This window comes from Cyclobacterium roseum, assembly GCF_010119225.1.
GTDB classification, from domain to species: Bacteria; Bacteroidota; Bacteroidia; order Cytophagales; family Cyclobacteriaceae; genus Cyclobacterium; species Cyclobacterium roseum.
Map to the genome: position 1 here is coordinate 167,820 of NZ_WNKF01000002.1, position 21,875 is coordinate 189,694.

The following is a 21,875-nucleotide window of genomic DNA, read 5'->3' on the forward strand; positions in this document are numbered from 1 at the left end:
TCCAACCGGTTTTTTTATGGCGCATGTATGTATACCATAGGTCTAAAATTTTAAGTGAACTATTTTTTCTTCTATACTGAATTGGAAGCCCTGTATGTAAGCCATACTACGCAATACATCTTCCAGGCTCTGTTCCTTGTACTCCCCCGAAAACTCCCAGGCGACGGGTTTCGAACCTTGCACGTGGAAGGCTACCCCGTACCAGTTTTCCAGTGTTTGCATCACCTCTTCCAGTGAGGCCCGGTCAAACCGGATCCAACCGTCCCTCCAGGCCAGCACCACATCCGAATTGAAATTTCTTAGCTTGTTTTTTCCGGTCCGGACATCGTGATGCAGGGCCTCACCCGGCTCCAGCCAAACCGGACCGGCAAGAGCTTTTTCTGTTACTTTCACCGACCCGGAAACCAGGGAAATATCAATATTGAAGCCCTCCAGGTTGCGGATATTGAAGGTGGTACCCAGTACGGTGGTCACCAACCCATTGGTTTCTACCTGAAAGGGCCGTAAACTGTCCTTCTCCACCTCAAAATAGGCCTCCCCTATCAGCCTGACATTTCGCTCCAGAGAGTCAAACCGCTCCGGAAAAAAGAGGCGACTATTGGCATTCAGCCAAATCCGACTACCATCTCCCAAGGTCAACTGCAGCTTTTCTCCCGGCTGGGTGCTCTTTTCGATCCAAACGGTTTCATTGGCCGCTGCCCCGGGTGCCGTATCTGTGGGCATAGGCGATAGCCACCAAGCCAATCCAAAAGAAAGGAGTAGGATGGCTGCGATGCGATGCATCTGCCCCAGGGGTTGCCAACGGAACGAAGGGTCCTTTTTCAAAGCGGATTTTTCAATCTCCTTTTGCCGTTTTGGTTCACGAAGTAATTCCTGCAAGATAGCCTCCCGGGCCCCTTCGGGAGCTTTGTGCTCCGGATACCGGACCCGGAGTAAAATTTCCCTGGCCTTTTTCAACTCCCCCACCTGCTCCGGGTTGGCCACCATCCATTTGGACCAATAGCTGTCCAACTGCTGGTTAGGTTGCTTCACCCAGGCAATAAATTCTGGATCAGTTAAAAAATCCTCTTTGGTTTTCATGCCGTATTAGTTCCTTCTTTACTGTAAATGCTGTCAGTTACCAAAACAACACCTAAAAAATTTACTTTTTTTAATAAATATTGTTAGCATTGAAAAAATGTCCTGCCTTCTTTAAAAAATATTGGACACAAAGACTAGGAGACTGAGGGATTTAGAGACTAAGAGAGAGGGAGACTGAGAGACGAAGAGATGATGTGGTGATGTGATAATGTGGTGATGTGGTGATGGCGTCACGGCGAGGGTGCGGATCTGATTCAATCGTTTGGCGGTATCCGCTCGTGCACCTGCGGCAGTCTGTCGGAGTGCGTTTGCGTTGGTCGTTTTCTATTTGCTTTCTACGGAGGACTTGCGATTTCGCTTCGAATCAGATTGCTTCGCTGCGCTCGCAATGACGAGTAAGGTAAATTTAAAAACTTAGTCCTCTGTGGTTCTTTGAGTCCTCTGTGACAAAGAATAACGCATCGTATTCCGAGATTTTTTGACACAAAGCGCACGATGCAAAAGGACTCGAAGCATTTTAAAATAAGCCTCTGTGCGCTTCCCTCCTACCGGCAGGTGTGGTTCTTTGAGGCCTTCGTGGCAAAAAAACTGAAACGGGTATCTCGGTTTTAGGCATCTTTTTAAAGGATCTGATCGAGAAAGATTACCGCAAAGTTTTCCGCAAAAAAGCCAATGCTTTGTACATCAGGTTTCGGGTGGTATGGTCGCTGTCCATTCCCATCAATTCCCGGATCTCGGCATAGGAAAGGTCCTCGTAAAAAAAATAATAGATGATTTCTTTCTTTCTGGGACTTAGTTCGGCAATGGCCCGGTTGAGCTCTTCCATCTTCTCAGTATCCAGTTGCTGATCTATCAGGATTTGCTCGTGGGACAACTCAAACCCGAACCCTTCCTTATCCAACAAATCCGCCCGGCGTTGCTCCCATCCGGAACGCTGCCGGAATAGCTTTCGTTTCAGGCATTTTAGCAAATAAAACCGGATATGATCCGTAGGCCCCAACTTCTTGCGGAGGTTTTTTAAATCGAAAAACACCTCCTGAATACCGTCTTTGGTAAGCGATTCATCCCCGATCAATCGCATGCCGTAAGCGAAGAGCCGATCGAAATACTGCTCGTAAATCTCAATAAAGGCCGCATCGCTGCCATTCCGGAATTGATCCCAAAGGGTTGCATCCGGAATTTTATCCACGGATCGGGCTTTGATTCTTTCAGCAGGGAACTGCTTCAAAACGTTGAAATGAGAGAGAGGCATGATAGGGTTTATTTGTAATTACCAGTTAAATTTACCCATAAATAAGGCATTTCCTAATTTTCACCAATGAATATGGCATATTATTCTCTTTTAGCCTATCGGATTACCTAATAGGACAGCCATCAAAACTCCAGCACATGCCTACCACTACCCACCAGCAGCCCGCTATAAGCTCCGGCGGTATCGGCCCCGCTGACCAGATCCGATGCAGCTATCGGCCTTCCATTTAGCCGCAGACCATTTGCTACGCCGTCCGGCAAACGAATTTCTGCCGATGAATTGGCCGGCACTTCTACTTCCCAGCGAATCGTTTCCACTTGCTTTTTCCAATGGGACCGGATCCAGCCGTAGGGGGAATGATGCCCGGCCTCTACCCATTCCAGGTCCTCGGGAAAAGATGGATTTAGTAGTATTCGCTTGAATCCCGCCGCTTCATCCGTTGGCTGAATGCCGCCAAGCCCCTTATAAAAGAAATCCCCTATTGTCCCAAACATGATGTGATTTCTGGATTGCGACCCGTCCCAATTCTGAAAAAGGGTCGTGGCTCCCAGTTCCTCCACCCAGTAACCCCAACCTGGAAAGGTGCGTTTGTTGGCCATTTCATAAAGCACATCGGCATGCCCGTAACGCATCAACACCTGTATCAGTGCCTTGGTACCTACCACACCGGCATCTATATGACCTTCCTTTTCCTGAATGGCTTCCAATAGCCTGGCCAGGACGGGGCTTTCCTGGTCCTTTTCTACCAACCCCACAAACAAAGGGACGGCCTGAGCATTTTGCCCCCCATGATCGTATGTTCCACTTTTGGGATCATAATACCGCCTATTAAAAGCCTCCCTTATTTGGGCAGCAAGCCCGGAATAGGCTTCCTGATCCTGCTCTTTCCCGACGATTGCTGCCATTTGGGAAAGCATGTTGCTGAAATAGTAAAAAAAGGCAGAGGCCAGAAACGGCCCCTGGGCCTTGTTCTCCAATTGCTTGTGGTCGTCGATTCCAAAATTAAGCAAGTACCCATCGGCATGCGCCTTCAGGTAATCCACATATTTTTTAAATGCCGGGTAGTAATTCCTAAGTATGGTAGAATCGCCTGTAAACCGGTACAGTTGCCAGGGAACTTCCAGGAAAGCCCCTTCCCACTGCGGTCCGTACCCGCGTTCCGGATCTTCACTCCCGTTATAAGTATAGCCCCAACCACTTGTAGGGATGATTCCCGGCAGGGCACCGCTCTCCCGTTGTTCGTCCACAAAGTCCTCCAACCACTTCAAATAGGCAGGAGTCAGGTCAAAATTATAAAGTCCCGTTTCGGCCACCAACAGGGCGTCACCGGACCAACCCATTTTCTCCCGATGGGGACAATCGGTGGGATAGCCATGATAATTGCCCAAAAAAGACCATTCAAAATTTTCCTGTAGCTGGTTAAACATGTCATTCGAACTTCTGAAATAACCCCTTTCAGCTAGATCCGTGTGGACCACATCGGCTTGTATATTCAATAGCTCCACATCGGGATCACTACTTGTTATTTCCACAAATTGAAATCCCTGATAGGTAAAAATGGGATGCCAGGATTCTTCTCCCTCACCCTTCATGTAATACCGGTCTGTCTGGGTATCTCCCGTCCAGATAAAGCGGCTGAGTTCCTCCACATCCAGCGTGCTATCGGGATAGATGCGTTCGCCATACCGCATTTTTACACGCGACCCTGCCGGCCCTGCTACCCGGATATTGGCCCAGCCGGTAAGGTTTTGACCGAAATCCAGCATTTCCGTGCTATCGTTTACTTCCCAACTAGTTTTGGGTTTTAGCTTCCCCGTCACCCGAATGGGCGGCATCACCTGAGCGGATAATTTGCCCTGAGGTCCTTCAATGGGTATCGCCGCTTGCCAGGACTCATCCTTATAAGCTGCTTCGGACCAGTTGCCCAATTCTTTTCGGGCATCATAGGTCTCTCCATTGTGTACCCCGTCAAAAATAATGGGGCCGGATTGGGTAACCTTCCAGGTGGCATCGGTCTTGACCAGATGTTCCCTACCCTGCTGGTCGACGATTACCAATTGTGCCATGACCGCTGGCGAAGCTCTCCAGGGGGCCTGATCAAAATCCCAGGCTTCACGGGTGTGTTGGTTGTACCAACCGTTTCCCAGGACAATCCCGATGGCATTGTCGCCGGCCCTCAGCAAATCCGTGACATCGTGTACCAGGTACTTAACGCGCTTATCGTAGCGGGTTAGGGCCGGATCCAATTCATGATCCCCTACTTTCCGACCATTGAGTTGCACCTGATGATACCCCAACCCGGAAATGTAAAGTCTTGCCTGCTGAATGCCTTCGGTAATTTGAAACGTTTTGCGAAAATAGGGAGCAGGTAGTAAGGGTGGAACGCTATCCACCTCCGGTACGGAAGAAATCCAGGAGGCTTTCCAGCTGGAAGATTGGGTCAGTCCCATTTCAAACCAGGTATCTTCGCTGGAAACAGGCTCGTTGGTCTGGTCCCAAACGATCACCCTCCAGTAAACTCTTTGCGCGTCCTCAGGCATTTCCCCGGGGTAGTTTACTCCCTGGGACTGGCTGGAAGAGACCTTCCCGGAATCCCAGATATCCGCCTTCCCGGACTCCAATTTATCCGGTTGAGAGGCTAGCAAAAGTTGGTAGGCCCGCTGTTTGAAACCGGCTTCCGCCTGGATTTGCCAACCAAAAACCGGTCTTTCTTCCAAGCCTAAGGGACGATCAATATGGCTGGTTTTGAGTGAACGGACTTCAAATTTTTGTTTTGGATTGCAAGAAAAGCAAAGGGAAATGATAATAAAAAGAAGGGAATAACGGCGCTTCATTGCTTAGGGTTTTGGGTGGACATGATGTACCGGTGCTCTCCGGCAATGTGTACAAAAGGCTCGTATTTATTCATTCGCCACAGGGCTTCATCCGGCATTTTCCTGATTTTACCTCCTGCTACCTGCGATTCTCCCAAATCCGCAATCCGATTCAGATTGGTGAAATAAACACCAAACCCTGGACTGTTTCCATCATTAATGTGCCAGGTGCCTAGATTGATCACCAAACGGTCCAATCCCGATAAGTCCAGACCCTGATCCCCATAATCCTGCCGCCAGTTTAGTCGCGCCTCTTGCCAGCGCTCATCAGGGGCGGGCAATTCGTAATGCAACAAGGGAACCTCCTCCGAATCTGTAAACCGATCCGATAATTGACGGTTACCCTTTCCTATCCAATAGGCCAGATTAAGCAGTTTGACGCTGCCTTGAAACCCCTCCAGCCAAACAAAACCACCTGCCCAACTATCCTGATGCCCGGCGTTCTCCTTATCCAGGCAGTAGTCTAACCGGATCAAAAAAGGATCCACCCCAACCGCAATGGATTGACACAGGTGGTTGATGGTCTGGGGAAGCCGATCCTGTCCGGGAATGTGGTACTTTCGCTTGGAGGAGAACAGGTATAATGTCTGATATCCCTGAAACTTCCGGACTTCCATCCGGTTAGAAGGATTTTCATCTTCGCCGTAAACGTATCGGGTATTCCAGAATGCCAGACCTTGTGAAAAATCCCCGTTTCGAATTTCAGGTCCGGCTTCTAGTTGCCATTTATAATTTAACCATAGCGGGAATTTTGTTTCGCTAAATTCCGGCAATGATTCCGGATAAGAATAGACTTCCTCCATAACCGTTTTGAAGTACACGTTGCAGGTAGTGCCATTGACCTCCACCACCAGGACTCCCTGGGAAGGGCCTCCATGTACCTCTTCCTCCCCAAACGCCCGGGGCCGGTACCCGGCGGCGGGTAAATTGATCATCCTCATGCCTTTGTATTGAGTAGCGGTTTTTAGGGAAGCCCTGATGGGAATATGGACATGACCGCTTAAAACATACCGGACGTTGCCGTGTTTGGCCAAAATATCCAAAACCAACCGCTTTACTGCCACCGATTCCGCATAATTGATCAGGGGATCAATTCCTATCGGATGGGAAGGAACATGTTGAAAAAATAGGGTGGGTCTGTCTTTGTTTTGTTCCAAATCCCGCTCCAGCCAGTCAAAATAGTGCGGGTGGGTTTCAAAGAAATTACTGCGCAAGGGATCCGGCCAGACAATAAAATGCCAGTCACCCAGATCAAAACTATACAACAGCCACTCCATCCCATTCATGGCCTTTTGGGCACTGAAATAGGCATCAAACTCCTCCATCCGGTAGCCGGGTGTAAACGATGCCTGATAGCGGGTTTCGTGATTGCCAATGGCGTATAGTACCGGAGACCGAATTCCTTTCAGGTATTCGTGCATGGCTTCAAAATGGGATACCTCCCCCTGGTTGTCTACGATATCGCCTAACACCAGCGAAAAGGCAGGTTGAGGGGTCAACTCGTTGACACGGTTCACACTGTCCCAAATAAAGGCATTGTGGATCTTCATTCGCGTTGGATGTGCCTTGGGAGTATCCGGATTTCCACCCTGCGGATCTGCAAGAATGACAAAGGAAAATTGTTTCTGACCTTTTGCTATTCCTAATTTTGCCGGGTCCAAAACCCCCATTTCTTTATCCAAAAGGTAATTACAGCTTAGCTGAATCCCATCCTCCTGATAGGAAAGTTGCCGCCGCTCAACCAGGTTGCCTAAGGTAAACTCCAGTGGTTTGCCATTCAGTACCAGGTTCACCTTCGTCCCGGGTTCCGGGCGATCAATCCAGACGGCAAAAACGAAAGGAAACGCTTTTCCCACTTCAAAGGTATAGCTACGATTCGCTTCGTCTACCCTTTCCGGCTTGTTTGCGAAGGGATAGGCTTTTACCCTGTATTGTTGTGCCCCTGGTTTTCTTACCTCCAACCGCACTTCTTTGGGAGCGAGCTGATCCACTGTCCGAATCTCCAGGCGTACCTGGAACTGCCCATTTTGGTTCAGGACTTCTGAAAAACGAGTAGGCTGAGCATACAGAAAGGGAGAAAGCCCTTGCTGCTGTTTTTTTACAGCTGCCGATCCCAATAAAAAAAAGGACGAACTTGCTCCTACCCTCGAAATAAATTTCCTACGCTTCATTACTTACCAATTCATATCGTAGCCATGATCCATGGGGTCCACGTCCCATTTAGTCAAAAGCCCTTTGGCCGCTCTGAGGTCGTAATGACTCCGGTTAAACTCCCCCACCATACCAATCATATCCAGAACGGCCTGTTGGGTGGATTCGGCACTATCTTCTATACTATCGATCGCATTAAGGGCATGCGTCCGGGCAAACGAATTGGGTGTTTCGAGCACTTCGTACAGGGCCTGCAGGGCCTCTTCGGTATACCCTAAATGGTACATGGCTTCTGCCGCCACCACTTTTACATTGGGAGAAGAATCTGAGAGGGCATTTCGAAGTGATTCTGCAGCTTCTTCTGCCTCCTCGCCCAGTATCAACAATCCTGTCGCTCCCCAATAGCGGCTAGCTGCTTCCCCCTCTTTTAGCATCTCTTCCAGGAACGAAATATCGCCCTTTCTGGGGTTGGAAGCCAGATTGGCACCATCGATTAAGGCATTGAGGTCAATCGCCGCGTCCCTCATGTAATCATAGGCGGTGGTACCTTCCGTACGATCGATTAACTCCGCCTCAGGGATAAAGCCGGTATCTTTGATTTCCAGCATCCATTCTTTGGTTGCCGCCCGCATCCTCTCCAGTACTTCTTTGTATTCCGGATCATCCGCCAGGTTATTTACCTCCCAAGGGTCATTTTCGGTATCGTATAATTCCTCGGCAGGCTTGGTATTCCAGAATCTGGATTGCGTTTCATTACACGCTCCGGCTTTGTAGGCCGCTTCCCAGGATTGAATGGAAGGAGCCCTCCAGAGGTATTCCAAAAACTGACCGTACACCCGGTAGGGCATGTAATTTCGTATGTACCGATACTTATTATCTCGTGCCGATCTACTCATATCGTATCGCTCGTCCATTCTGCCACGCAACATAAAAGCATATTCCGGATCTTCCGTTTTCTGCGCTCCCAAAAATGCCTTGCCCTGCAAATAATCCGGAATCTCCTGACCGATCAGACTGAGCAGGGTAGGCACGAGATCCACAAAGCTAACCAGCCGGTTGACCTGAGTGTCGGGTTTTTCGGCGGGGTACAGGTGCTGGTACTTTTCAGGAATTCGCACAATAAAAGGCACCCGGGTGCCCGTCTCGTAGACATATCGTTTGCTTCTGGCCAACACCCCACCGTGATCCCCGTAATAGAAAACGATGGTATTCTCTGCCTGTCCACTTTCCTCAAGCTCTTGTAGCAGTTCGCCGATCTTCTGGTCCATATCCTCTATCTTGTCATAATACTGTGCCCAGTCATGGCGCATCTCCGGAGTGTCCGGATGATAAGGTGGAAGGGTAACCTCCTCGGGCTTGTGCCGCAATTGTTCTGAAGGTATGGATTTGTGAATGGAGCTTTCGTGGGAAATGGTGGTATTAAACACGGCAAAAAAAGGCTTGCCTTCAGGGCGATTTTTATAATGTGCCGTTTTACTGGACTCATCCCAAATATCCTGGTTCTGATCGGGATTAATATTGTAATCTTCTTTGGAGTTATTAGTCGTGTAATACCCCGCCTCACGAAGCATCCGGGGGTAGGGCTGTATCTTGTCGGATTTATCATAATAGCTGCGCATGTGTTGGTGGCCGCCCGAATTGGCATAAACTCCGGTTAGAATGGTGTTTCGGGCAGGTGCACAAACGGGTAGGTTCGCGTAGGCATGGGTGTATAAAAAACCCTCTGCGGCCAAGGCATCCATGTTCGGCGTGGTGGCAAATTCATCCCCGTAACATCCGGCAAAGGGGCTATTGTCCTCACTGGTTATCCATAAGATATTGGGCGGTGCTAATTCTTCCCTGGAAGATTGACAGGATATCAGGCAAAACAGAAAGAGGCAGTGGATAAGATACTTCATTTTGGGTTTCGATTGGTTTACTTGCGAATACTTTAAATTAAATGAAATTTAATGGTTTTAGGTAACAAAAATCGAAAAACCCGCCCGAAAGTGAAATTCACTTGATTTTTCCAGGGAATATTTCTCCTGGATTTACAGGTGCTACAACCTTTGTTTTTTATATAAAGAAATATTCATGGAAAATTTCCCGTATCAGCAAAGATTTTTGCAGCACTTAATTTCAAAACCTAATTTTAATTTTATATATTGGATAAAAAATTGTTTCCTGCGTATGTCCACAGTTCACAAAGGCCTTACCGTTACCGTCACGCTGGACGAACAAAAAATCCCCTATGTAAACGGGCTGCTGTCGGAATACCGGAAAGATCTCCGCCTCTACCAGGAAAAATACCGAAAATCCTTGCCAGGAACCTTCTTTATCAGTTGGCTTACCTTACCCTCTCAAGTTTATCAAGACCGGGAAACCCTGCCAGCGCGAATACTGTTGCTGACCAGTTACGTCGGAAGCAAATCCCGGCATCTCAAAGAATTGGCCGCTTTTTTAGCACCCCAACTCAGACAAGTATTTAGTCAAAGTGTTGAATTTCCTTCCGGGGAACCCAGTGAGGAAAAACTAGTTCAATTTTTAAATCAGAAAAGCATTCCCAATACTTTTTATTCGGGTTTCAAATTCATCAGCACTGCTGAAGTGGAACAGGAAGCCCAGTTGAAATCCGAGGTGCTCTCCTATATGCAAAAACAGGAATCACTGGGGCCAGCCAGTGAACCCGCTACCGTCAAAAAAGCCATCGAATCCTTCGTCTCCAGCCATCCCAAACTACATTGGGCCTCAGGCGGTATTCCTTTTAGTAGCCAAAACAAAGTTCAGATGCTTTGGCCTCTGGCCGCCTTTGGGCTGCTGATGCTTGCTTCCATCGTATCCCTGATTGCCTTGCTATTTACCGATGCCTTGCTTTTCAGGTGGCTGGCCTGGATCTTCCCTGTCTTCCTGCTGATTACAGGTGCACTTTTTTTATTGCTTCGGCTGAATGAAAACAATCCCCACGAACCCTCGCCTGAACTTTCCGATGAAAAAGTGCGGGAGATTGTAGCCTTGGAAACCAACCCGGTAATCAACGAAATGACTGTCATCGCCCCTTTGAAAAAAGGCTGGGTCCGGAGGGTTTTCCTGGCCCTTACCCTAAAGCTGGTCGGCCTGGTGGCCTATTTTGCCTACATTCCCACCGTGCATACCGCCCGATGGTTACAAATGGATAAAGGCAAACGACTGGTTTTTATCGCCAATTTTGATAATTTATCCGAAGCCTATGCGCATGATTTTGTAGATAGTGAACGGAGGTCCATGAACATGGCCGTTATATTTAGCCATGCCTTTGGTTTCCCGGCGACCCGCTGGTTGGTGCACAAACAATACAATCACCGGAGCGAATACATGAAAGGCGTCCGCGCTCATCAAAAAATCACGCAGTTTTGGTACAGCTACAATCGGGATTTGAGCGTGGAAAACCTAAAACGAAACAGGGCTTTCCGAGAGGGACTATTCAAAAAGATGGATGATCCGGCCATCAAAGACTGGCTGTTAACCATTTGACCATGAGTAAACTGGAAAAAGAAGACATTCAAGGCTTGTTGGTTCGCGGATACGGGAACCTGCCTAGTGCCAAATACCTGCTGTATACTGGAAGCCAGCGCAAAGAAACCCTGGACTTTATCCTGCAACTTATCCCAAAAATCACCCCTGCTTCCGAAAAGCCAGCGAATGAAGCTTTGCACCTGGCGTTTACCTACGAGGGATTGGCCTTTTTGGAACTGCCATCCCCCGTGCTGGATAGCTTTTGCCGGGAGTTTAAGGAAGGCATGGCTGAATTACAACGGCAGTTCGTTCTGGGGGACACCGGCGAAAACGCACCTCAACATTGGGATTGGGGAAACGAACCCTTGCATTTTCTCCTGCTGGTCTACGGAAAGGATGAAAATCAATTGAACGAAACCCTGGCCGGCATTCGGCAGCTTTCGGATGCGAAAGGCATCACAGAATTGTACGCGCTACCCACCGGCCTGCTGCAAGGCCAAAAAGAACATTTTGGTTTTCGGGATGATATCTCCAGACCCATCATCCGGGAATTGCTATCCCACCCGCCCCAGGACCCCGACAGCACCTTTCCGGCCGGCGAGTTTATCATGGGCTACGATAATCTCTACGATGAACTGGCCCCCTCCCCTACGGTACCGCCGCAGCTGGACCCCAACAACAAGCTTCCTGAGCACCGGGATGATTCTAATCTGAAAGACCTGGGAAAAAATGGCTGCTACCTGGTATTCAGGCAGATGAAACAACATGTACCCACATTTTGGGAGTATATGAAAGCCAACAGTAGCGACCCCTCCGCTGCGATCGGTTTGGCCAGTAAAATGGTCGGCCGATGGCCAGACGGTTCCCCATTGACCCTTTGCCCGTTCCAACCGGACCCTTCCCAGTCTGATACCAATGACTTTGAATACTGGGAGCAGGATAAAGCGGGATTGAAATGTCCCATTGGTGCTCATATACGCCGTACCAATCCCCGGGATCACCTGGTCACCGAGAAAAGTAGAAAAGATTCCCTGGAAATGGCTGCCAAGCACCGGATGCTACGAAAGGGCAGACCCTACGGACCTCCACTAACGCCGGAACTAGATCCGGAAATAATCATGCAAAAGGCCGATGACGGGAAAGAAAGAGGTCTGCATTTTATCTGCCTGGTCACCGATATCCGGAGGCAGTTTGAATTTGTCCAAAACAACTGGGTGAACTTTCATAAATTCGGAGGATTGGAAAACGATGCGGATCCCATTATCGGCAATCACTATCAAAACGAACGCCGAAAGACGGATTCGTTCAGCATTCCGGAATATCCGGTAAGGAAAATACACAGCAGTTTACCTAATTTTACGCATATCAAAGGCGGGGCCTATTTCTTCTTTCCCGGAATCCGGGCACTGCAATACCTGACTGATAATGACTGATTTCTATACACCCGAAGAAGAAAAAGACATTCAGGATTTGTTGGAGGAAATGAAAGCATTCCTCAAAAAGGAATATCCCCAGGGTTCCATCCGGAGAAATTTTCATCCTAAAATGCATGGCTTGCTGAAAGGGAGCTTAACCATCAAGCCAGATATTCCCGAAACCCTACGGAAGGGGTTATTCAAGGAAGCAAAAAGTTATGAAGCCTGGATTCGCTTGTCAAACGCCCCCCCAAAAGTACAATCCGACAAACCAGCATCCGGGAGAGGGCTGGCCATCAAGGTACTCGATGTGGATGGAGAAATGCTGGAAGAAGACCCAATTGGGGTGCCTTCCCAAAACTTTTTATTAACAACCAGTCCCATTCTTTCGGCCTGGAACATTCGGTTGTATCGAAAAGCCATTCGAGCCGTCTTATTTGGTTTTTGGGAACAACTGCGTTTTGCGATCCACCCAAAACATTGGCGAAGCATCTACCTTACCCTGAAATATTCGGCCAAACACGAAAACCTGCTTTCCCAAACCTATTTTTCCGGAGGAGCTTTTCGCTTTGGCCCGGATTCATTTGTCAAATTTGTCCTAAGCCCTCATGATCCCTCTCTCGGTTACACCCTGGAAAAGGAAAAATCAGATTCCTTTCTAAAGGAGCAACTGGTGGAAGACTGCAAGAAAAGAATTCATGCGTTTACCCTTTCCATTCAACTTCATGAAAATGAAGACCAACATCCCCTGGAAAATACGTCAAAGGCCTGGAAAGCAGATTTGATCCCCTTGGCCACCCTAACCCTTCCCGTACAGGAATTTGATACTCCCGAAAGGAACACGCTGGGAGAAAAAATGGAATTTTCACCCTGGATAGGACTGGCAGAACACGCGCCGGTCGGCGGCATCAACCGGGCCAGAAGAAGGGTTTACAAAGAATTGGCGGCTTTCCGGAATACGCGGTAAAATCGAACGAAATAAAGTCCTCCTCGAAAGGGGGATTCTGTCCTTTCAAGGTGGCAGTACTTTTCTGGTTCTGCATCGTTTCAGACCACTAAAAGGATACAAAGCCGGGAAATGGAATTATAAGTTCTATTCCTCTGGTAAAGCAAAGGTCACGTAAGCATCTCCGGCAGGGGTACCCAGGCGATTGGCCCCTCCGGCGGCGATGACCACATATTGCCTGCCTTCCACTTCGTACACGGAAGGCACCGCATAACCTCCGGCAGGAAGCTGGTATTCCCACAGCACTTCTCCTGTCTCCGCATCAAAGGCACGGAACATTTCATCGGCAGAACCTCCAATAAATACCAGCCCTCCGGCTGTGGCCACACAACCGCCAAAATTCTGGGTGCCGGTAGGGGCAATTCCCCTTTCCTTTAGCTCGGGATATTCGCCCAGCGGCACCTTCCACTTTATCGATAGCGTTTTTAAATCGATGGCATTCAGCGTTCCCCAGGGAGGTCTGCTAGCCGGAAAGCCTTCCTCATCTGTAAAAATCCGAAAGCCCTGCAAAACATAGCGATCCAATGGGACATCTGTCCTTTCTTCCTGACTGGATCCGCCAGATTCCTGATCCAGCAAATAGTCCAGCAGTGCTTCCAGCTCCTGTGGGTCAAATCCCCGAAAGGCCGGCATCACCCCATTTCCTCCGGTGATGAGGATCCCGGCCGATTCCCGATCATGTCTGTCAGGGAGCCCGGTAAGTGCCGGGTAGGCTTCCCCCAGGCCCTGCCGGTCTGCTCCATGGCAATTGGCGCAATTGGACAGGTAAATGCGCTGACCCGCACTTAATCCACTAAAGGAGCCCTCTCCCTGATTTTCTGAAAGGCTCCTCAGTTGTAAAATCATGGGTATTTCATTGGCATTGACATAGATCATCTGATTGACGGGGTCATAGGACAATCCTCCCCATAACATGCCTCCCCTGGTGGCGGGAAAGGTAAGGGTTCCCTCCAAGCTGGGTGGGGTGTAAAAGCCCTCATTGCGGTATTTTTTAAATTCAGCCTTCGCATATTCCGCTGCCGCCTCAGAAATGTTGGTCAAATAAGTACTGTCCAATCCCTGAGGTACAATTGTAATGCCTTGATCAAATTTTTGGGTCGGATGGGCGACTTCGCCGGGTACGTAGGAAGGAGGAACGGCCCTTTCCTTCACATCCATCAATGGCTCACCTGTAATTCGATCCAGCAGGATCAACTCTCCCATTTTGCTGGGTTGTACCAGTGCCTGCACGGTCTCGCCATCCAGGGGAAAATCCACAAGTGTAGGCGCACAGGGCAAATCGTAGTCCCATACATCATGGGTTACTGCCTGGTAGTGCCACTGCCGCTCACCGGTGCCAGCATCCAACGCAAGGATGGAATTGGCAAATAGGTTTTCTCCCAGTCGGTTGCCTCCATAAAAATCGTAGGTAGGAGACCCGGTGGCTACATACACCCATCCCCTGTCCTCATCTAGGCTCATGCCTCCCCAGTTATTGGTGCCCCCATAATTTTCATCCTCCACCCATCGCCAGGTATCGTGGCCATATTCCCCTTCCTGTGGAATGGTATGGAATATCCATTGAAATGCTCCTGTTTTGGCGGAATAGGCCCTGATATGACCTGGAGAGGCATCATATCCCTCCCCAGTGGCCGATCCGATAATCAGCAAATCCTTGTAAATGATTCCAGGAGTGTTTAGTGAAATAGAAAGAGATTCAGGGTCCTTGCCCAAATCCTGCCTCAAATCCAGCTTTCCATCTTCACCGAATTCCTCCACCAGTTCCCCGTTTTCGGCATCCAGGGCAAACAACCAATGGCCAACCGGCATAAAAATCCGTGTTTTGCCCCCTTCGGTAAAAGCCGTTACTCCCCGGTTCACTCCTCCTGACAGCCCAAAAACTTCCGGGTCAAATCGCCACAGTTCTTTTCCACTGGCCGCATCCAGGGCGATTAAATCCAATTGGGGAGAAGTCACATACATGGTTTTGTCAAGGATAATGGGATTGCATTCCATGGGGGTGCGTTCCCTCTTATCTCCGGTATGAAAGGTCCAGGCTGGTTGGAGCAGGTGTACATTGTCCTTGTTAATGGTCTTCAGACCGGAATATTGGGCAGCTGTTTTGGTAGCCCGGTAGTGTTCCCAGGTTTGATAGGTATCTTCCTGTTTATCGGCCGCACATCCCAGGGTGATTATAACCAAAAACAGACAACACTTTAATGTCCATGTTTTCATAAGATTTTTCTCAGTTAATCCCATCCAAATCATCAAATGTCTATACAGTTGAGCAGGTTTCAAAGCGGATTTTCGGGCTTGGGATGGCTGCTTTCCTTTTCCCTGCCAAAGCGCCCTTGTTATCAGGTTAAATAACTTCAGGGCTGATTTTCCGATTGAATTTTTTCTTCAAAGGGCCATTCCGGGTCCTCTACCCTTGACTCCTGCATCAGGGCCTTCATTTCGGCTACCCGTTCCGGATGCGCTTCACTCAGGTCATTTTCTTCCCCCGGGTCGTTTTCCAGGTCAAATAAAAGGATGTCTTCATTGCCTTCAAAAACATTCAATTTGATGCCCTTCCATTTCCCTTTCCGGATGGCCTGCTTGCCACCCTGTTCGTGAAATTCCCAATACAAGTGATCATGGGTCTGCTGCCCCTCTTCACCCAACAGCGTGGGCAAAAACGAAATGCCATCCACATTTTGCTCTAACTTCACCTCAGCCAATGCTGCAAAAGTCGGCAATATATCCCAAAAAGCACTGATGTGGTCCGTTTGGCTGCCTGCTTTCACTTTTGCCGGCCAGCTGGCAATCATGGGTACATGGATGCCTCCTTCGTGTAAATCCCGCTTGTATCCCTGAAAGGGACCGTTGCTGTCAAAAAAATCCGGATCCGCCCCGCCTTCCAGGTGGGGGCCGTTATCGGATGTGAAGATAATCAGCGTATTATCCAACAAGCCCAGACTTTCCAGTTTTTCTACCAACTCTCCTACCTGGTCATCCAATAAAGTGACCATGGCTGCGAAGGCCGCATGGGGATAGGTTTGAGAGCCATATCCTCCCACCTTGTAACGGGGATGTTCCGGATCATCTACACCCTGGTAGGGCGTTTCAGGTCCTAGTAAACTTTCATATTCGTAGGGCGGCTCAGGAGATTTCCTTTCCAGAAACTGCTCCATATATTCCTGAGGAGCTGTAAGCTCCGCATGAGGAATAATGGAGGGCATGTACAGAAAAAAGGTGGTGTCGCGGTTATTTTCTATAAATTCCAGTCTTCTCTGCTGAATCAATTCCGGTGCATACTGTTCCTCCCCGGTTCCCTGATTGCCTTCTAACGTAAGAATGTCATCATTGTCATTCAATTCTCTCGGGTAATAATTATGGGCAATGGTTTGGCTATTGTAACCGAAAAAAACATCAAAACCCTGCTGCAGCGGAGCCCCGGTAGAACCAGGGTAGCCCAATCCCCATTTGCCAAATGCACCGGTGACATAGCCCGCCTTTTTCAGGACAGTCGGTATGGTTTGGGTATCCGTAGCCAGGGGAAACTGTCCGCCGTTCAGGCCCCGATTGCCCCTGACCTGGGTATGTCCGGTATGCAAACCGGTCATCAGGGCAGAGCGGGAAGGGGCGCAAACCGTACTGCCGGCATAATGCTGGGTGAAGACCATTCCCCTGGCGGCAAGCGCGTCAATGTGTGGGGTCTGGAATTTTTCCTGCCCCAAAAAACTCAGGTCTCCATAGCCCAGGTCATCAGCCAGGATATAGATGATATTGGGTTTTTTTGCTTGTTCCTCCCCTTCGTCCGGAGAGGTACTGCAAGCGGCAACCATTACAAATAGCATGGCAAAGACCAACGCTTTGGTGGTGATGTGTTGGTATTGGTTTTTCATTTTGGGTTGTATCGTTTAGTTGGAGGAATGGGCATACAAGCCGGTATTTCCCTTTTCCAAGAGCGGCATCAATTCGGCAACGATTTCAGGATGTTCCGCTGCCACATTTACCGTCTCCATGGGATCGTTTTGGTGGTCATACAGTTCTATCGTAGGTTCCGCCGCCCTGAAATACTTAACGAGCCGGTACCGCCCGGTGCGCATGGAGATCCCGTTTCTAAAGTAGCTGAAAGCCTGGGCCGGCCTGGCACTGTCCGCTCCTGCGGTGATCAGGGGAACCAGACTTTGGCCGTCCAGCGGGAAATCTACCGGAATACCGGTAAGTTCCATCAAGGTGGGATACAGGTCAATGCTACTGACCGGCATGTCTGTTCCGATTCTTCTGGGGATCATCCCGGGAACTTTGATCAGGAGGGGACTTCGCAGCGCCATTTCAAAGTTGGTGTGCTTGCCCCAAACCCGGTGGTCTCCCAAATGCCAGCCATGGTCACCCCAAACCACGATGATGGTATTGTCTGCCAGGCCTTCTTCTTCCAGGGCTTCCAGCACTTTACCCACCAGGGCATCGCTATAGCTGACGGCAGCATAGTAGGCATGCCGAAGCTTTCTGGCGTATGCATCTGAAAGCTTCTGGTCCAGGCCCGCCTTCTCTTCTCCCAATTGGTAGGAATTGAATTCCCCGCTCTCCTGAAGGCTGTTGGGGTGTACGTTTTCCGGCAATTCGGGAAAAGGTGAAAGTGGGATATCCTCTCTATCATACAAGTCCCAGTATTTTTTAGGTGCTGTAAAGGGCAGATGGGGCTTGAACAAACCCAATCCCATAAAAAAGGGCTGGTCCTTATCGGAAAGTTCCTTCAGCTTTTTTACGGCCAGTTGGGTAGAAAGGCCGTCCGGATAGCCCAGGTCATCCACCTCTCCTGCTTCATAGGGTTTGACTTGCTTGTCTTTACCCTGCCGGTTAGACCCATCCGCGTAGCCAAAGAAGGCATTCCATCCGGTTTCCCATTTGCCGGGATCAAAAAGCATCTCGTCCCAGCTATGGGGCATTTCCATTTTGGCTCCTTCGGGGCTTTCTTCGTAGCCATACCAGAGGCCATCCACCGAATGGCTTATTTTTCCTATGCCTACCGTATAATAACCATTCCTTTTGAAGTGATGCACAAAACTTTCCGGTGTCTCTCTTTCTGGTTCATTGGACATGAACTGCTCAACAGCGGAATTCTGCAGGTGTTGCCTGGACTGCGGCAACAAGCCAGTCAAAATGCTGCATCGGGAAGCTCCGCAGGTGGGCACTTGCACGTAGTGGTTTTCAAATAGGGTGCCTTGGGATCCAATGGCATCCAGATTTGGGGTCTGAATGATATCATTGCCATATACCCCCAGCTCGGGCCGTAAGTCGTCAATGGCGATAAACAAAACATTGTAGGGTTTTTCTTCGGCTGCCGGTTTGGAACAGGAAAATAAAATGGAAAAAATCACACAGCAAAAGCTTAAAATAACGGTCCTGGTCATTGGGTTGGTTTTTAATTAGCAATTAAGCGCAAGTTTAAATATAAAGGGAAATCGCTAAAATTAAAATAAACTTTAGCTCAAGCGGTAAACTATGTATGATTAATTTGATTATTTGTCTTGTAATTCGGTATTAGCAGGGAAATATTCAGCAGGGTGTTTTTGAGGTATATAATAGAAAAATAGTGATCAATCAAAAAATAAACCTTCCTTCAAATTTTTAAACATTTGTACCAGCTAGTTCATGTTTAAGGCATAAAAAATTAATTTCAATACTTACGCAGTCCCTTGTTAAAAAAACGATAAGTAGGGAAAAAATCTCCAGCACCTGACCATAATTAAGGTGCTGGAAAGGATATTAATTAATCATCGTATTTTTCTTCAAAGGCCTCAATTGCCTGTTCGAATTTTTCCCAGATCTGCTTTGCAAGATCGGTATTTCCATCCGGTCCTCCTTCATAGATTTCAATAATTCCATCACTATTGTCGTCCTGCGCCAGGGAGAGATCTATTCCTCCATTTACCGGGTCGAAAAGTTTCGATAAATCGAATTCAACCAACAAGACACTCAATTCTTCCGGTGTTAATACCAAATCTTCGCTATCTTCAAATTCGATTTCTACTTCATCATTCTCATCTGTCCAAAATACGAATGGAAGTTCACCTACCATTCCTTTAATTATAACTGATTTGTCAAACAATTCAGTGTCAGGGTTTTTACCTTCCCGGATCTTAAATTCTATCTCATCATAAGCCGCTACCGGTAAAAAAACATTCGCCAATGTACTGGTGAGGCCACTCCCATTACTAATCAATTCGACTTCAAAGGGACCGTCAAGCTCCACATCGGAGGCAACAGCGCCAGAGGTGAAAAGCGGGTCATTATCATCATATTCAAGTTCCACCCCTTCAATATTTACCATAAAGGAGGTAACCTGCATAGCACTTTTCACCCTACCTGAAGACATACTTCCTGAATTTTGGTAGCTCCCAGTGAAATTGAGCCGCAAATTGTTTGATGGCGTTTCTTCCTTTTTGTCGCATGAGGTAAGAAAAGAGGTGCTGAGGATAAGCACCAAAAGCTTCGCAAAATTTAACCTTTTCATAAATTTGAACTTTTTAATTGAAAAATTTGATTTAAAATTCTGTTGACAAAATGTTTCATTTACGCATTATTATTGAATGTAAACTACTTTTATTACCCTACCAATAACTACTCATTTCTTAACCCAGAATACTGGAATAAGGTATCTGATTACATAAAAAAAATTACCCATGTTCAAAATTATAAATAAAATTTAACAAACAAAATATTATGTTTTTATAAAAAACCTTACAATCCATTTTTTTAATTCAAAAAACATTTTTTTATTTTTGAATTGCAAATTACACTTTCAAAGAAATTTAAGGTTTTTTTAAGATTAAACTCATGGTTTATAGCAGTGTCGGGATTTTCCATAAAAGGTGATCCGTTTCCAGTTCCTTTACTCCCCTGAGACCGGTATCAGCACAACATACGGGCATTCCCCTGACGTTCTGAAGATGTTCTCTGAGACGGTCATTGACACCTTCTGCGCAGTCCCCGCCATTGAGGTATACGGCCAGGTGGTACTCAAAAATATAACTGTAGGAAAAACCGAAGGTCTTCAAGACGGTTTTTTTCGTGAACGATTTATTTAAGAATACGAGGTTTTGGAAACCTCAAGGGTGAAAGTCGAATTACTTTTCTTTTTCCATTTTATCCGGTCGGCTATTCAGCCCAAAAGTGGACTCCACCGCATTGTACCAATCTTCATCGGACTGAGCGTTCCAATCCACCCATTGCTCATCATTCATGGAGCTTCTCCAGTTCCAAAAGGGTTCTACATCCGGCCCCGCAAGATATCTCAATCGTCAGGAACAAATTAAAAACCTCAAGGGTAAATTAATATGGGACTGTAACCTGGAAGAAATGGCACAATATCACTGTTAATTGGAACAACAGTACTAACCGATCCATTTCATCCTTGGTAATTTTAACCATACCAACAATAGCATTTTGAAAAAGCGCATTTACAATTGAATAAACCCGGTTTGATATCTGTTTCCCTTTTCCAAAAAACTGAAAAATCTCAATAATGGATTGATTCCTTCATTTAATCGATGGCAATGAAACGTTTTAAATCTTCAGTCCATGTGTCCCAAATATTACAGAAAATTGGGACGAAAGTCCTTTTGAAAGTGATAAGTTATTTCCGTCACAATGATATAGAAAGAGATCGCAACAATGGCGAAAGCATGGACAAGATAGAAGGCTTAGCTTAGAATCAGGTTTTTCATTTCAAAATAAGTTAGGGGTAAAAAAATGGTGAAAAATAAAATCTTTAAAAATCCAGTTCCAACCAATTGCTCCTATTTAGAAAGCCTTCGCTGGTTTGTTTTTAGAAAAAAAAGATTTCGAAATGAGGAGATCATTACTTAAAATAACACGTGCACTACCCGTTTTAATCCTTCTTCAATTTTTTCTGACCCCTTTACTTTTTTCTCGGGAAATGAAAACATCCTACCTACCTACACCAATACCATCAAAACAGACTATTCCTACAAAAGTTGGATTTTATCAGTTCAGCATAGCACAGACAAAGATGTAATCGCACGTTTTCAACCCACTCTCGATGAAGAGACCACCACAATGTTCCTGAGAACGGATAATATTGACCGGCGGCAGACAATTTCCGTGATGGTCGCTGTCCCTCTGGAAGTGACACCCTGGTGGGAAACCCAAAACAACCTCACTGCAAATTATCAAAAAGTCAATTCAGTGCTAAATGGAGAGGTTTATGAGGTAGACCAGAAAGGGCTGCAGGTCGTGTTGAACAATACCTTTACGCTTCCCAAAAAATACACCGTAGAGGTGACGGGGAATTATAGTTCTCCCGTCATCAACGGATATTTCAATTGGCTGTCCAGAGGCTTTATCAACATCGGAATTCAAAAGGAGTTTGAAAAAGCCGGGGTAATAAGGGTATCCTGCAATGACATTCTAGAAACTAATCAAGTAAGGTGGCGGTCATTTGAGGCCGCTGATATCGATTTTTCAGGTAGACTCAAATTTGAAAAAAGGGTATTCATGGCCACCTATACCTATAAGTTTGGGAATAGCAAAATCAAAGGAACCAGAGAAAGAAAAGCAGGATCCCAAGAAGAACAGCAAAGGGTTACCAATTGACGGAATCAACAGCAGAAATTATTTTCTTAAATGTATGAAATTTT

At 47.3% G+C, this 21,875-nt stretch carries 14 protein-coding genes and 1 pseudogene; 4 read left to right on the forward strand and 11 right to left on the reverse strand.

Translation table 11 applies throughout. The features are described 5' to 3' along the window. Window positions 1–42: 42 nt before the first annotated feature. The 5 genes from GJQ68_RS03320 to GJQ68_RS03340 form a co-directional block, all read right to left on the reverse strand. On the reverse strand, window positions 43–1,080 hold the full coding sequence (locus tag GJQ68_RS03320) for a FecR family protein (protein ID WP_162415891.1): 1,038 nt from the start codon (window positions 1,078–1,080) through the stop codon (window positions 43–45). 643 nt (window positions 1,081–1,723) lie between these two features. Continuing rightward, window positions 1,724–2,332: an RNA polymerase sigma factor gene (locus tag GJQ68_RS03325; RefSeq protein ID WP_162415892.1), complete on the reverse strand. Its 609-nt coding sequence runs from the start codon at window positions 2,330–2,332 to the stop codon at window positions 1,724–1,726. A gap of 122 nt (window positions 2,333–2,454) precedes the next feature. Next, window positions 2,455–5,166, reverse strand: coding sequence for an alpha-L-rhamnosidase (locus GJQ68_RS03330; protein WP_162415893.1), 2,712 nt, complete (start codon window positions 5,164–5,166; stop codon window positions 2,455–2,457). Continuing rightward, complete coding sequence (locus GJQ68_RS03335; RefSeq protein WP_162415894.1) at window positions 5,163–7,376, reverse strand: metallophosphoesterase family protein; 2,214 nt, start codon at window positions 7,374–7,376, stop codon at window positions 5,163–5,165. The genes GJQ68_RS03330 and GJQ68_RS03335 overlap by 4 nt, the downstream gene beginning before the upstream one ends. 3 nt (window positions 7,377–7,379) lie before the next feature. After that, a complete protein-coding gene (locus GJQ68_RS03340; protein WP_162415895.1) occupies window positions 7,380–9,254 on the reverse strand; it encodes a sulfatase-like hydrolase/transferase in 1,875 nt (624 codons plus the stop codon). A 271-nt stretch (window positions 9,255–9,525) separates the two neighbouring features. Here GJQ68_RS03340 and GJQ68_RS03345 point away from each other — a divergent pair, with 271 nt between their 5' ends. Genes GJQ68_RS03345 through GJQ68_RS03355 form a run of 3 tightly spaced genes read left to right on the forward strand, consistent with a single transcriptional unit; the run spans window position 9,526 to window position 13,209 of the window. Then, the gene (locus tag GJQ68_RS03345; RefSeq protein WP_162415896.1) at window positions 9,526–10,845 is read left to right on the forward strand and encodes a peroxidase; all 1,320 of its coding nucleotides are present in this window, start codon (window positions 9,526–9,528) and stop codon (window positions 10,843–10,845) included. Between the two features lie 2 nt (window positions 10,846–10,847). Then, the gene (locus tag GJQ68_RS03350) at window positions 10,848–12,260 is read left to right on the forward strand and encodes a Dyp-type peroxidase (protein ID WP_162415897.1); all 1,413 of its coding nucleotides are present in this window, start codon (window positions 10,848–10,850) and stop codon (window positions 12,258–12,260) included. Further along, window positions 12,253–13,209 (forward strand): catalase family protein, encoded by a 957-nt coding sequence (locus tag GJQ68_RS03355; RefSeq protein ID WP_162415898.1) that lies wholly within the window; start codon window positions 12,253–12,255, stop codon window positions 13,207–13,209. Before GJQ68_RS03350 ends, GJQ68_RS03355 begins: the two co-directional genes overlap by 8 nt. Window positions 13,210–13,335: 126 nt before the next feature. On the opposite strand, the gene GJQ68_RS03360 is transcribed toward GJQ68_RS03355, so the two are convergent. From GJQ68_RS03360 to GJQ68_RS03385, 6 genes are all read right to left on the reverse strand, one after another. Further along, window positions 13,336–15,462: an outer membrane protein assembly factor BamB family protein gene (locus GJQ68_RS03360; protein WP_162415899.1), complete on the reverse strand. Its 2,127-nt coding sequence runs from the start codon at window positions 15,460–15,462 to the stop codon at window positions 13,336–13,338. Window positions 15,463–15,599: 137 nt separating this feature from the next. After that, complete coding sequence (locus tag GJQ68_RS03365; RefSeq protein WP_162415900.1) at window positions 15,600–17,114, reverse strand: arylsulfatase; 1,515 nt, start codon at window positions 17,112–17,114, stop codon at window positions 15,600–15,602. A gap of 15 nt (window positions 17,115–17,129) precedes the next feature. Then, window positions 17,130–18,626: a sulfatase gene (locus GJQ68_RS03370; RefSeq protein WP_162415901.1), complete on the reverse strand. Its 1,497-nt coding sequence runs from the start codon at window positions 18,624–18,626 to the stop codon at window positions 17,130–17,132. A gap of 359 nt (window positions 18,627–18,985) precedes the next feature. Next, window positions 18,986–19,729, reverse strand: coding sequence for a DUF4382 domain-containing protein (locus tag GJQ68_RS03375; RefSeq protein WP_162415902.1), 744 nt, complete (start codon window positions 19,727–19,729; stop codon window positions 18,986–18,988). Window positions 19,730–20,057: 328 nt separating this feature from the next. Then, window positions 20,058–20,273: a hypothetical protein gene (locus tag GJQ68_RS03380; protein WP_162415903.1), complete on the reverse strand. Its 216-nt coding sequence runs from the start codon at window positions 20,271–20,273 to the stop codon at window positions 20,058–20,060. Window positions 20,274–20,342: 69 nt separating this feature from the next. Next, complete coding sequence (locus GJQ68_RS03385; protein ID WP_162415904.1) at window positions 20,343–20,513, reverse strand: hypothetical protein; 171 nt, start codon at window positions 20,511–20,513, stop codon at window positions 20,343–20,345. 604 nt (window positions 20,514–21,117) lie between these two features. On the opposite strand from GJQ68_RS03385, the pseudogene GJQ68_RS03390 reads away from it, so the two are divergent. Beyond that, a pseudogene (locus GJQ68_RS03390) lies at window positions 21,118–21,831 on the forward strand (outer membrane beta-barrel protein); the annotation flags it as partial. Window positions 21,832–21,875 lie beyond the last annotated feature (44 nt).